Consider the following 12,915-nt stretch of genomic DNA (forward strand, 5'->3'; position numbering starts at 1 on the left):
GACAGTGGAATTTATCTGAGCTGTGTCCCGTGCCAAGGGTGGCACGGGACACGCGGTCGTGGCTCGGGAGGAGCCGATTGGATACTGCCCCAACTACATCTTGCCGTCGTCCTGGAAGACCTCGGTCCAGTCCTTGACCAGGCCATCAAGTGCATCCTTGGCCGAACCCTGGCCGGCGACGACGTAATCATGGAAGCGCTTCTGCGACGCCTGCAGCAGCGGCGCATAGCTGGGCTCTGCCCAAAAATCCTTCACGATGGCCATGGAGTCGAGGAAGGTCTGCGCGTAAGGCTGGCTGGCCGGGAAGCCTGGATCCTTGACGACTGCGTTGAGGCAGGAAAAGCCGCCGAGCGACCACCATTTGGCCTGAACATCCTTGTTGGCGAACCACTTGATGTATTTGAGCGCAGCCTCCTGCTTGTCGGAGTAAGAGACCACCGAGATGCCCTGGCCGCCAAGCTGGGCGAATTGATCGCCGTCGGGCCCCTTGGGATTGGCGAAATAACCTATCTTGTCGCCGCCGACATTTTCGTCCTTCTGCAGGCCTGGCCAGGTAAAGGCGAAGTTCATGTGCATTGCCACCTGGCCGGATTTGAAGGCGTCGACGCCTTCGCCCATGTAGCTGTTGGAAGCCCCGGGAGGCGTGCAGCAGTCATAGAGCGCCTTGTAGAACTCAAGACCCTTCACCGATTTCTCGGAGTTGACGAAGCCGTCCATCTCGTATGGCTTGTCGGGATTCTCATATTTGAAACCGAAGCTGTAGAGCCCGTCCATGGCACCCATGGTGATGCCTTCGGAGCCGCGCTCGGTATAGATCGATGCGCCATAGACCGTCTTGCCGTCGATCTCGCGCTTCTGGAAAAACTCGGCGATCTGCTTCAGCTGGTCGAAGGTCGTCGGCGCTGCGAGATCCCAGCCGTACTTTTCCTTGAATTCCTTCTGCAGTTCCGGCTTGGAGAACCAGTCCTTGCGATAGGTCCAGCCGACGACGTCGCCCATGGCCGGCAACGCCCAGTAATTCGGCGAGTTCTTCGGCCATTCGGAGTAGCCGACGACGGTCGCTGGCACGAAGTCGTCCATGCTGATCTTCTCGTTGTCGAAGAAGTCGTTCAGCTTGACGTAGTGGCCGTTCTCGGCCGAGCCGCCGATCCACTGGCTGTCGCCGATGATCAGGTCGCACAGCTTGCCCTTGGAATTCAGTTCGTTGAGGAAGCGATCGGCATAGTTGGTCCACGGCACGAATTCGAATTTCATGCCGATGCCGGTTTCCTTGGTGAAATCCTTGGACAATTCGACAAGCGCGTTGGCCGGGTCCCAGGCTGCCCAGCAAAGCGTCAGATCTTCAGCCTGCGCGACATTCGAAACGGCGGTCGACGCAAACATCGCCGATGTCAGTCCCAACGTCAGTTTCAAGGTCGATTTCATGCCTTCCTCCCATTTGCGAAACGCGCCCGGATGACGGTTTCAAATAACCTCAAAACCCCCTCCTCAGGGGTCTAAACATGACGACGCGGTTAAGCGGCGGATGTTTAGTAATTTGTTTAGTGATGCAATTTTTACTAAACAACGCAAGCGAATTCGTCGCTGCGCTGCAGCATAATTCGCTTGTATCTGGGCGGTGATCCTGGCCGCGCCGTTCTATCACGAAATATCCCGACTTCCTGTCGCTCCTCGGCCGCGTCATCCTCGGTGGCTTCCGCCTTTGATTATGGCGAGTAGGTGGACCCGCTTTGAGTTGGTCCGTTGCCCGGTTGCGCGGCGACCGCCACCGCTGATATGCGGGGCGCGACCGACCTGCCGCGAGATTGGGTGGATGCATCCCTGAAACAATGACCAGAAAACCCTTGCCAGAGCTTCCGGTCTCCGCCGTCCTGCCGGCGCTCGGTGAAGCGCTCGGCCATGGCAACAGTGCCGTGCTGGTGGCGCCGCCCGGCGCCGGCAAGACGACGCTGGTGCCGCTGGCGCTGCTCGATGCAGCTTGGCTCGGCACGGGGAAGATCATTCTGCTCGAGCCGCGCCGGCTCGCTGCCCGCGCAGCCGCCCGCCGCATGGCCGAATTGCTCGGCGAGGAGCCCGGCGAAACGGTCGGCTATGCCATGCGGATGGAGAACCGCACTTCTGCGAGGACCAGAATTCTTGTCGTCACCGAAGGCGTGCTGTCGCGGATGATCCTCGACGATCCGGAGTTGCCCGGTGTCTCGGCGGTATTCTTCGACGAGTTCCACGAGCGCTCGCTCGACGGCGATTTTGGTCTGGCGCTGGCGCTCGATGTGCAAGGTGCGCTGCGGACCGATCTGCGATTGCTGGTCATGTCGGCGACGCTCGACGGCGCGCGCGTCGCTCGGCTGCTTTCCGGCGCCCCGGTGATCGAGAGCGAAGGCCGCGCCTTTCCCGTCGACATCCGCTACGACGAGCGGCCGGCCGGCATCGCCATCGAGGACGCGATGGCCAAGGCGATCCGCGCGGCCCTTGCCGAGGAGAGCGGCAGCGTGCTCGCCTTTCTGCCCGGCCAGCGCGAGATCGAGCGCACCGCCGAGCGGCTGCAAGGCCGCGTCAGTGCCGACACCGACATCGTGCCGCTCTATGGCATGCTCGACAACAAGGCGCAGGACGCCGCGATCAAGCCGGCGCCGTCCGGCCGCCGCAAGGTGGTGCTGGCGACCTCGATCGCCGAGACCTCGATTACCATCGACGGCGTGCGCGTCGTCATCGATTCCGGCTTGTCGCGCCTGCCGCGCTACGAGCCGGCCAGCGGCCTGACGCGGCTGGAGACGGTGCGGGTCAGCAAAGCCTCCGCCGACCAGCGCGCCGGCCGCGCCGGCCGCACGCAGCCGGGCGTCGCCGTCCGGTTGTGGCGGACCGAGCAGACCGCGGCACTTCCCGCCTTCACGCCGCCGGAAATCCTCGAGGCGGACCTTTCCGGACTTCTGCTCGATTGCGCCGCCTTCGGTGTCGCCGACCCGTCGAGCCTCTGCTTCCTCGATCCGCCGCCGGCCCCGGCACTCAACGAGGCAAGGGCGCTGCTTCGTGCGCTCGACGCCATTGACGAGGCAGGGCGACTGACGCAATCGGGTGCTGCGATGCGCAGGCTGGCACTGCCTGTGCGGCTGGCTCACATGGTCGCCGAGGTGGCAAACACCGGCCGGGCGTTCGAAGCGGCCATGCTCGCCGTGCTGCTCACCGAGCGTGGCCTGGGCGGCGACGGCGCCGACCTCGAACGGCGGCTGCTTCGGTTCCGATCCGAAAGATCGCCGCGCGCCACCGCCGCCCGGCAACTCGCCGAGCGGCTGGCGAAACAGGCTTCACCCTCCCCATCGAGGGGGACCGAAGGACGGGCCAGACCCGTGGTTCGCCCCAGTATATCGATCCGCGAAGCGGATCGGGGTGGGATTGGGTCGGGCACGCCATCGCCGACCCCACCCCGTCTCCCTCGCCTTGCTGGGCAAGGCTCACTCGCCGACCCTCCCATCGGGGGGGAGGGCAGCGCCGGCGCTCTCCTCATTCATGCCTGGCCGGACCGCGTCGCCAGGGCGCGCGGAGAGCGCGGCCGTTTCGTGCTGGCCAACGGTTCAGGCGCCATGCTCGACGCCGCCGACCCGCTTGCGGGCGAAACCTGGCTTGTCGTCGCCGATCTGCAGGGCAAGGCGCAGAACGCCCGCATTACGGCAGCGGCGGCGATAGACGAAGCCGACATTCGCGCTTCGCTCGCCGATAAGATCGAGACAAACCGCGAAACCAGTTTCGACCGCGACAGGCGTGCGGTGCGTGTGCGTGAAACCGTTCGCCTCGGCGCCATCACCCTGTCCGAACGGATGCTGCCGGCGCCGGCCGGCATCGCCGCCGATCGCGCCATCCTTGACGCCCTGCGCCAACACGGGCTGTCGCTTTTGCCGTGGGGCAAGGAGGCCGAAACGCTGCGCCAACGGCTCGGCTGGCTGCATCGCGGTCTTGGCGCGCCCTGGCCAGATGTTTCCGATGCGGCGCTCATCGACCGCCTCGACGACTGGCTGCTGCCCTTCCTTTCCGGCGCGGCGTCCTTTGCCGCGATCGATCCGGGCGTGCTTTCGGCCGGCCTCATGGCATTGGTGCCGCACGATCTGCAGCGCCGGATCGAGGCGCTGGCGCCGACCCATTTCGACCCTCCATCCGGCAGCCGCGTGCCGATCCGCTATGACGGTGAATGGCCGGTGCTGGCGATCCGCGTCCAGGAGCTGTTCGGTCTCGACCGGCATCCCGCGATCGCCAACGGCGCGGTGCCGCTGACGCTCGAGCTATTGTCGCCGGCGCATCGGCCGATCCAGACGACGCGTGACCTGCCCGGTTTCTGGCGCGGCTCGTGGGCCGATGTGCGGGCCGAGATGCGTGGCCGCTATCCCCGGCATGTCTGGCCTGAGAACCCGCTTCTCGCCACCGCCACCAGCCGTGCCAAACCGCGGGGGACCTAGCCTTTATTCTTTTCCGGCTATAATCCTTGGCCATGATAAACATCCTGCGGGCGCCCGACTTCCAGCAAAGCCAGCGGCTGCGCCTCAACACGCTGATCAGGCTGCGTTGGCTGGCCATTGTCGGCCAGAGCCTGGCGGTTCTTGTCGTGGCCTATGGGCTGAAATTCCCGCTGCCGGTCAGTCTCTGCTTCGCCCTGATCGCCTGTTCGGCCTGGATGAACCTGTTGCTGACCTTCCGCTATCCGGCGGCGCACCGGCTGACCCCGCTTCAGGCTTTCGCCATCCTGACCATCGACAGCCTGCAGCTTGCCGGTCTGCTCTACCTGACCGGCGGGCTCACCAATCCGTTTTCAGTGCTGGTCACAGTGCCCGTGGTCATCTCGGCGACGTCGCTGCCGCTGCGCCTGACCGCCATCCTCGGCGCGCTGGTGGTGGTGATGGCGAGCCTGCTGGTGTTCTTCCATCTGCCGCTGCCCTGGTACGAGGGCGCGCCGCTGGAGATGCCGTTCATTTACGTCGCTGGCATGTGGATGGCGGTGTTTTCCTCGATCGCCTTCACCGCGATCTACGCCTTCCGCGTGGCCGAGGAAGCCCGGCTGCTCGCCAACGCGCTTGCCGCCACCGAACTGGTACTGCAGCGCGAACAGCATTTGTCGGCGCTGGACGGCCTTGCCGCCGCCGCCGCGCATGAGCTCGGCACGCCGCTCGCCACCATCACGCTTGTTGCCAAGGAGATGGAGAAGGCGCTCCGCAATGACCCGAAATACGGCGAGGACGTGACGCTGCTGCGCTCGCAGAGCGAGCGTTGCCGCGAGATCCTCAAACGCCTGACCAGCCTGTCCTCCGAGGGCGAGGCGCATCTCTCCCGCTTGCCGCTGACCTCGCTGGTCGAGGAGATGACCGCCCCGCACCGCGATTTCGGCATTTCGATCAAGCTTCGCCCCGGCGAGCGCATCGGTCCCGAACCGGTCGGACGGCGCAATCCCGGCGTCATCTACGGCCTCGGCAATCTGGTCGAGAACGCCGTCGATTTTGCCCGCAAGAGCGTCACCGTGCGCTGGAGCTGGAACGAGGCAACGGTCGCCTTCTCGATCACCGACGACGGGCCGGGCTTTCCTCCCGAAATCATCGATCGCATCGGCGAGCCCTATATGTCGACACGCCAGGGCACCGAGGCTGGCGGCGGGCTCGGACTGGGGCTGTTCATCGCCAAGACCCTGCTTGAACGCTCGGGCGCCACGCTCGATTTCCGCAATTCAAACGAGCCGGGCGAGGGCGCCGTCGTGCGGATATCGTGGCCGCGCAGCGTCTTCCTCAATCCTGAATCGGCTTCGGCCACCATGTTTGACACGGCTTGAATTGGACAATAGCGCTCCAAAACTATATCTGCGTAAAATTCGGGCAGCAGGAATGTCAAGACGATGAATGGCGACGAAACGATTGGCGCAATGGTTGAGGGCGAGGACACCTCGCTGCTGATCGTCGACGACGACAGGCCATTCCTCACGCGCCTTGCCCGCGCCATGGAGACCAGGGGTTTCGTGGTCGAGACGGCCGAGAGCGTCGAGGAGGCCGTGGCCAAGGCGCGCGCCAATCCGCCAGCCTACGCGGTGGTCGACATGCGGCTCGCCGACGGCAACGGCCTCGACGTCGTTGCCGCCATCCGCGAGAAGCGCGACGACGCCCGCGCCGTCATTCTCACCGGCTATGGTAACATCGCCACCGCGGTTACGGCGGTGAAGCTCGGGGCCATCGACTATCTGTCGAAACCGGCAGATGCCGACGAGGTTTTCGCGGCTCTTACCCGCACTGCGGGCGAACGCGCCGCACCGCCTGAAAACCCGATGTCGGCCGACCGCGTGCGCTGGGAGCACATCCAGCGCGTCTACGAAATGTGCGACCGCAACGTCTCCGAGACGGCCCGCCGTCTCAACATGCATCGCCGCACGCTGCAGCGGATACTCGCCAAACGCGCGCCGCGCTAACGCCTGACCGTCCTTTGCGCGCGCCAAGGTCGCGTGGCACTGTAAGAACTGCCCTGCCATCGGCGGTTGCGCATGGTAGGCGACACGACGGAGACGAAATGCAGGACCAGAAGCCGCGGCCGACCTCCATCTTTCGCGAATTCCTGGCCAGCGAGGCGGCAGGCGGCATCGTCCTGATGGCAGCCGCGGCCTTGGCGCTGGTCGTCGCCAATTCGCCGCTGGCCAAAACCTATTTCGACGCCCTTCACGCCTATCTGGGACCGCTCAGCGTATCGCATTGGATCAATGACGGCCTGATGGCGGTGTTTTTCCTGCTGGTCGGCCTGGAGATCAAGCGCGAGATGCTGGACGGCCAGCTCTCGACCTGGCCGCGCCGCGCTCTGCCCGGCATCGCCGCTGCCGGCGGCATGCTGGTGCCGGCGCTTGTCTATGTCGCCATCAACCGCGACAATCCAGCCGCCCTGTCCGGCTGGGCGATCCCGACCGCCACCGACATCGCCTTTGCGCTTGGCGTGCTGTCGCTGCTCGGCAGCCGCGTGCCGGGGTCGCTGAAGGTATTCCTCACCGCGCTCGCCATCATCGACGACCTTGGCGCCGTCATCATCATCGCGGTGTTCTATACGAGCGGCCTGTCGCTCGCCTATCTCGGCGCCGCCTTCGCGGTCATCACTCTGCTCATCGTGCTCAACCGCATGAAGGTGCTGACACTGCTGCCCTATCTCCTGCTTGGTGTCGTGCTGTGGGTGCTTGTGCTGAAATCGGGCGTCCATGCCACGCTCGCCGGCGTGGCGCTGGCCCTGACCATACCTTTGAAAATCACCCCCGGCATCAGCCAGGATTCAGACCATTCCCCGCTGCACCGGCTCGAACACGGACTGCACAGGATAGTGCCCTTCGTCGTCGTCCCGATCTTCGGCTTCGCTAATGCCGGCGTCTCGCTCGCCGGCCTCAGTGCTGCCACCCTGGTCGAGCCGCTGACGCTGGGCGTCGCCGCCGGCCTCGTTGCCGGCAAGCTGGTCGGCGTGTTCGGTTCTTCTGCGCTTGCCATCCGGCTCGGCCTCGCCGATCTGCCGGTCAATGCCGGCTGGCTGCACATGGTCGGCATTTCGCTGCTCTGCGGCATCGGCTTCACCATGAGCCTGTTCATCGGCCTGCTCGCATTCGCCAGCAATGTCGAGCTCCAGGACGCGGTGAAAGTCGGCATCCTCGCCGGCTCCTTCATCGCCGCGATCCTCGGCGCCGCCGTGCTGCTGTTGGCGTCGGCGGCGAATGGGGACGAGGAGGAAGAGTAGCCGACGAACGTCGCGCCGCCCCTCATTGCCCTGCCGGGCATTTCTCCCCGTATAGAGACGGGGAGAAAGACGCCTTCGCAAAAGATTTCGCCAATCTCCAGCGTTGCAGAATGGGTGCCAAGATTGCGGCCAGCGTCCCTTCTCCCCGTTCATGGGGAGAAGGTGCCGGCAGGCAGATGAGGGGCAGCGCAAACGTACAGGGGAATCCGAAAACCCTCTACTCGCTCTCGCCATCCAGCGCCGGCACCGCCACACCGGCAAGTTCCGCCGCCAGCAGCCGCGAGGCTCCGGCCCGTGCGATCCTCAGCATCAGCGCCTTGCGCGTCGCCGCCGCCATGCGGTGCTCGGGCGCATCGCGCAGGATTTCGGCGCCGTAGCCGTCGGAAAGGATAAAGCCGCATTCCTGCGGAAAGATATCCGAGGGCACGCCGGGATGGGTGGCGAAGAAGAAGCGGTCGGAGTGCAGCCGGTAATCCGGCCATTTGCGGTCGACCCTGAAATCCTCGATCGAGGATTTGACCTCGATGATCCAGATGTCGCCTTGGCGGGTCAGCGCGACAAGGTCGGCGCGGCGCCCGGTCGCCAGCGACAGTTCCGGCAGCACATGCGCGCCCATCTCCCTGAGCAGCCGCTGCACGCCGCGCCGAACCAGCATCGCGCGCTCCGACTGGCGGCCATCGATCAGGGGATTGAGAGGAATCGGTGAGATAATTGGCATGGCGGCATCATGCCAGACTTTGTTCACGGTTTGAACCCGTTTTTTGGGAGGCACTCAAGCGCGCTTGAAATGTGGTTTTGCATGAAATCTTGGTGCTCGAACAACACCGCAAGTTCCACACATTAGCAATATGAGATACTGTGCGAATGCGGGTGGCTCTAGGGAGTGTGGATGATGAACGCGGACGAGATGCAGGCGGTAGCCGACACCCTGATGCGGGTCGTGACGCCTGACATGGCACCCAAGCAATTGATCAAAGCGGCCAGGAAGGAACACCCGAACGCGTCAAAGAAGGACATCGCCCGCGCGGCGTTCTTCTCGATTATCGCCAACGCCGAAGAAGACCACGGCAAGGCAAGGAACCTGCAGGCATTCGCCATAGCCGAGCGTGTCGACGGTACCTCTTGATCCCTGGAAATCCCAACCTGCAAAACGGCTGACGTCGCCGCGCAACCTTCACACCTGGGCGGGAACGACTTTGTCAGATGGCAAAACCGCCCCCGCAATATCGTCCAGGATCGGGCAGTCCGGCCGGTCATCGCCGTGGCAGGCATGGATCAGCTTCTGCAGGGTCGAGCGCATCGACTGCAATTCGCGCACCTTCTCCTCGATTGCCGTCACATGCGCGGCGGCGATCTCGCGCACGTCATGGCTGGCGCGGCTGCGGTCCTGGTAGAGCGCCATCAGCTGGCGGCAGTCGTCGATGGAAAAGCCGAGATTGCGCGCGCGGCGCAGAAACGTCAGCCGGTGGATGTCGTCGCCCGAATAGTCGCGGTAGCCGTTGCCGGCGCGCTGCGGGCGGATCAGGCCGATCTCCTCATAGTAGCGAATGGTCTTGGCCGGCAGGCCGGAACGCTGGGCGGCATCTCCGACATTCATGATTGGTTCCCTAACTTCCGGCGGCCTGGCGGACCGCCCCATTGAATTTCCTACATAATCTTATGAGTGCCGTTGCCGAAAAGCCACAGCTGCGGACTTACCGGCATGTAAGCCCCTGCATATAGGCATCGCCCGCTTGGCAAGCAAAGCAAATGCCAGCATGAATGATGGCGACAAGGCGGCCGTCTCGTGCCGCTATCTTTCGGGCGGGGCATCGGACCTTTTCATGCGCATGAAGTCATTCGCAATCGTCGCCGCACTTGCGCTGTCGACGGCTATTGCTGGTTGCAGCACCATCGGCTCGCAGATCTTCACCAACAACTATGGCCCGATGACCGATGCGGGCTATCAACTGCCGCGCATTCCGATCGAAAAGGTGCCGTTCAAGTACCGCCGGCAGATCGTGAGCTACGACACCGGTGAAAAGCCTGGCACCATCGTCGTCGATACGCAGAACAAGTTCCTCTATTATGTCATGGGCGGCGGCGAGGCGATGCGTTACGGCATCGGCGTCGGCCGCGAGGGTTTTGAATGGCGCGGCACCGCCCGCATCGCGGCGAAGCGCCAATGGCCGACCTGGACGCCGCCTTCGGCGATGATCAAGCGCCAGCCGGAACTCGCCAAATTTGCCGGCGGCATGGATCCCGGATTGACCAACCCGCTCGGCGCGCGCGCCCTGTATCTGTTCAACAAGGGCGGCGATTCAGGCTACCGCCTGCATGGCAGCCCGGAGTGGAACTCGATCGGCAAAGCGATGTCGTCGGGCTGCATTCGGCTGATGAACCAGGACATCATCGACCTTTACGACCGCACCTCCGTCGGCGCCAAGGTCATCGTTCTCTAGAGCTCATACGCGGACCGTCTAGGCAACAACTGACGTCCCAAAACAAAAAACCGGGCAATTTGGCCCGGTTTTTTGTGTCGCGCGAAGGGGCGAATTGACGTCCTTTGATCTTAAGAGACCTGTTCGACCTGCTGCACCTCGGGCACAAAATGCCGGAGCAGGTTCTGGATGCCGTGCTTCAGCGTCGCCGTCGACGACGGGCAGCCGGCGCAGGCGCCCTTCATGTGCAGGAATACGGTGCCATTCTCGAAGCCCCGGAAGGTGATGTCGCCACCGTCCTGGGCGACCGCCGGACGCACCCGCGTGTCGAGCAGTTCCTTGATGGTGATGACCAGTTCCTCGTCGGCCTTGTCGTAGAATTCGCCGGTCTGGCTGGTCTCGGCGGCGGGGCCGGCCCTGGCCATGACCGGCGCGCCGGACATGAAGTGCTCCATGATGGCGCCGAGGATCGCCGGCTTCAGATGCTGCCAGTCGGGGCCGTCCTTGGTCACGGTGACGAAATCATAGCCGAAGAAGACGCCGGTGACGCCGGGGATCTCGAACAGCCGGCCGGCCAGCGGCGAAGCCGCGGCAGCGCTGTCGGCATCGCGGAAATCGGCGGTGCCTTCGAGAAGCACTTCCTTGCCGGGCAGGAACTTCAATGTCGCCGGATTTGGCGTCGATTCGGTCTGGATGAACATGGACGTCTCCGAGCCCGTTCGGGCATATAGTTTGGAATAATTCTAAATAGGCCCTATCGGCAGGACATTCAAGCGAAAGCCATCGCGGGAACGGCTGGCTGGGAGAATGTTTTTGCGGTCTTCTGCAACACACCTTAGGCCAGGCTGTCGATTTCTTCGTCTGACAGGTTCTGCGGCACCACTGTCACCGGGATCGGGAAGGCGGCGCCCTTGCCGGCAACCGCGCCGACCAGCGGGCCCGGCCCCTCCTTGCCGGCGCCGGCGGCCAGCACGAGGATGGCGATATCCTGGTCCTCCTCGATCAATTTGTGGATCTCTTCCGTCGGCTTGCCTTCGCGCACCACCAGTTCCGGCTCGATGCCGAGCTTCTGGCGCACCTTGTTGGCATAGCTGTCCAGTGCGGCGCGCGCGGTGGCGGTGGCCTCCTCGCGCATGATCTTCTCGACACCCAGCCAATGCTGGAAATCGTCCGGCTCGATCACATAGAGCAGCACCAGCACGCCGCTGGTGCTCTGCGCGCGCTTCGAGGCGTAGACGACGGCCCGTTCGCATTCGGGCGTGTCGTCGATAATCGCCAAAAACTTGCGGCGATGGCCGGCTTCGCGGCTGAGGCGTTTGGAGACCATATTCTACCTCAAATGGTTTCGGTCGCAATCTGCCACCGCCACGGCCCGGCCGCAAGCGACCGGCGGATGTAGCGATATTGGCTGCAGATTAACCCTGCAGCAGGCCGATGATGTCGCGCACGGTCTTCATCGTCGCCTCGGCCAGCAGGCCGGCCCGCTCGCTGCCATCCCTGAGCACCGCGTCGACATAGGCGCGGTCGTCGGAAATGCGGCGCATTTCGCCGGCGACCGGCGCCAGCTTTTCCACGGCAAGGTCGGCCAGCGCCGGCTTGAACACCGAAAACTGCTGGCCGCCGAACTCTTTCAGCACTGCCTCCTTCGATATCTCGGCGAGACCCGCATAGATGCCGACCAGGTTTTCGGCTTCCGGCCGGCCGGCCAGGCCGTCCAATTCGCCAGGCAACGCCTCCGGGTCGGTCTTGGCCTTGCGGATCTTCTTCGAGATGCTGTCGGCATCGTCGGTCAGATTGATGCGCGACAGGTCCGACGGATCCGACTTCGACATCTTCTTCGAGCCGTCGCGCAGCGACATGATACGCGCCGCCGGTCCGCCGATGATCGGTTCGGTCAGCGGGAAATAACCGTTCACGGTCTCCTCGCCGACCTTCATCTCGACGCCGACGCCAAGGCCGGCGATGCGGTCGGAAAAGTCGTTGTTGAATTTTTGCGCGATGTCGCGTGTCAGCTCCAGATGCTGCTTCTGGTCATCGCCGACCGGCACATGGGTGGCGCGGTAGACAAGGATGTCGGCCGCCATCAGGCTCGGATAAGCGAGCAGCCCGAGCGAGGCGTTCTCGCGATCCTTGCCGGCCTTGTCCTTGAACTGCGTCATCCGGTTCATCCAGCCGATGCGGGCGACGCAGTTGAAGATCCAGGCAAGCTCGGCGTGCTGCATGACCCGCGACTGATTGAAGACGATGTGCTTCGTCGGGTCGATGCCGGAGGCGAGAAACGCCGCGGTGATCGCGCGCGTCTGGTCCTTGAGATCCTCATGGACAAGCTGCGCGGTCAGCGAATGCAGGTCGACGACGCAATAGATGCAATCGGAGGTGTCCTGCAGGGCGACGAATTTCTTGATGGCGCCGAGATAGTTGCCGAGGTGCAGATTGCCGGTCGGCTGGACGCCGGAAAAAACGAGGGGCTTGAAGGCGGTCATATGTCCTCATGGCTTGTGGAGGGCCGTTTCGCGCGCGGCGAAAGTCTTTCGACGGCGCGCTTATGGACGAGAGCGAGGTGACGATCAAGGGGCTGTAGGCGATCGCAGCAGAGCGATTGCTTCAGGTCGGATGGCGTGTTCGATGTTGTTGGCGCTGCGCTTGTAGCGCCTGTCTCGGCTTGACAGGTCGGCGCCGCCCCTCATTGTCCTGCCGTGTCCAGTTGATAGATGGGTAACACTTTGAACCGGATACATGGGTTACAGTTTTCCCCCTGTAGTGTCCGCCGCAG

At 63.8% G+C, this 12,915-nt stretch carries 12 protein-coding genes; 6 read left to right on the forward strand and 6 right to left on the reverse strand.

The window, feature by feature from the left end:
* Positions 1–93 precede the first annotated feature (93 nt).
* Complete coding sequence (locus tag AC0L2V_RS28565; protein WP_473507747.1) at positions 94–1,425, reverse strand: ABC transporter substrate-binding protein; 1,332 nt, start codon at positions 1,423–1,425, stop codon at positions 94–96.
* Between the two features lie 404 nt (positions 1,426–1,829).
* On the opposite strand from AC0L2V_RS28565, the gene hrpB reads away from it, so the two are divergent.
* From hrpB to nhaA, 4 genes are all read left to right on the forward strand, one after another.
* Positions 1,830–4,445, forward strand: coding sequence for an ATP-dependent helicase HrpB (hrpB, locus tag AC0L2V_RS28570; protein ID WP_473507746.1), 2,616 nt, complete (start codon positions 1,830–1,832; stop codon positions 4,443–4,445).
* 32 nt (positions 4,446–4,477) lie between these two features.
* Positions 4,478–5,803 carry an ActS/PrrB/RegB family redox-sensitive histidine kinase gene (locus AC0L2V_RS28575; RefSeq protein ID WP_473508054.1) on the forward strand — a complete coding sequence of 442 codons (1,326 nt, stop codon included), beginning with the start codon at positions 4,478–4,480 and terminating at the stop codon, positions 5,801–5,803.
* 63 nt (positions 5,804–5,866) lie between these two features.
* A complete protein-coding gene (locus AC0L2V_RS28580) occupies positions 5,867–6,430 on the forward strand; it encodes an ActR/PrrA/RegA family redox response regulator transcription factor (protein ID WP_023796717.1) in 564 nt (187 codons plus the stop codon).
* Between the two features lie 98 nt (positions 6,431–6,528).
* Positions 6,529–7,722: a Na+/H+ antiporter NhaA gene (gene nhaA, locus AC0L2V_RS28585; RefSeq protein WP_473507745.1), complete on the forward strand. Its 1,194-nt coding sequence runs from the start codon at positions 6,529–6,531 to the stop codon at positions 7,720–7,722.
* A gap of 217 nt (positions 7,723–7,939) precedes the next feature.
* Here the strand turns inward: nhaA and AC0L2V_RS28590 are convergent, their stop codons facing one another.
* Complete coding sequence (locus tag AC0L2V_RS28590; RefSeq protein WP_473507744.1) at positions 7,940–8,440, reverse strand: MmcB family DNA repair protein; 501 nt, start codon at positions 8,438–8,440, stop codon at positions 7,940–7,942.
* A 174-nt stretch (positions 8,441–8,614) separates the two neighbouring features.
* On the opposite strand from AC0L2V_RS28590, the gene AC0L2V_RS28595 reads away from it, so the two are divergent.
* Positions 8,615–8,848 (forward strand): hypothetical protein, encoded by a 234-nt coding sequence (locus AC0L2V_RS28595; protein ID WP_077377488.1) that lies wholly within the window; start codon positions 8,615–8,617, stop codon positions 8,846–8,848.
* Between the two features lie 48 nt (positions 8,849–8,896).
* Here AC0L2V_RS28595 and cueR read toward each other — a convergent pair whose 3' ends face one another.
* Positions 8,897–9,319 (reverse strand): Cu(I)-responsive transcriptional regulator, encoded by a 423-nt coding sequence (cueR, locus tag AC0L2V_RS28600; RefSeq protein ID WP_036261399.1) that lies wholly within the window; start codon positions 9,317–9,319, stop codon positions 8,897–8,899.
* Between the two features lie 226 nt (positions 9,320–9,545).
* Between cueR and AC0L2V_RS28605 the strand changes: the two genes are divergently transcribed.
* The gene (locus AC0L2V_RS28605) at positions 9,546–10,163 is read left to right on the forward strand and encodes a L,D-transpeptidase (protein WP_287239227.1); all 618 of its coding nucleotides are present in this window, start codon (positions 9,546–9,548) and stop codon (positions 10,161–10,163) included.
* A 110-nt stretch (positions 10,164–10,273) separates the two neighbouring features.
* Here the strand turns inward: AC0L2V_RS28605 and AC0L2V_RS28610 are convergent, their stop codons facing one another.
* The 3 genes from AC0L2V_RS28610 to trpS form a co-directional block, all read right to left on the reverse strand.
* On the reverse strand, positions 10,274–10,843 hold the full coding sequence (locus AC0L2V_RS28610; protein WP_473507743.1) for a NifU family protein: 570 nt from the start codon (positions 10,841–10,843) through the stop codon (positions 10,274–10,276).
* Positions 10,844–10,977: 134 nt separating this feature from the next.
* Positions 10,978–11,469, reverse strand: coding sequence for a universal stress protein (locus tag AC0L2V_RS28615; RefSeq protein WP_023796709.1), 492 nt, complete (start codon positions 11,467–11,469; stop codon positions 10,978–10,980).
* A gap of 88 nt (positions 11,470–11,557) precedes the next feature.
* Positions 11,558–12,625, reverse strand: a complete 1,068-nt coding sequence (gene trpS, locus AC0L2V_RS28620) for a tryptophan--tRNA ligase (RefSeq protein WP_473521824.1) — start codon at positions 12,623–12,625, stop codon at positions 11,558–11,560.
* Positions 12,626–12,915 lie beyond the last annotated feature (290 nt).

This window comes from Mesorhizobium sp. WSM4814, assembly GCF_055811595.1.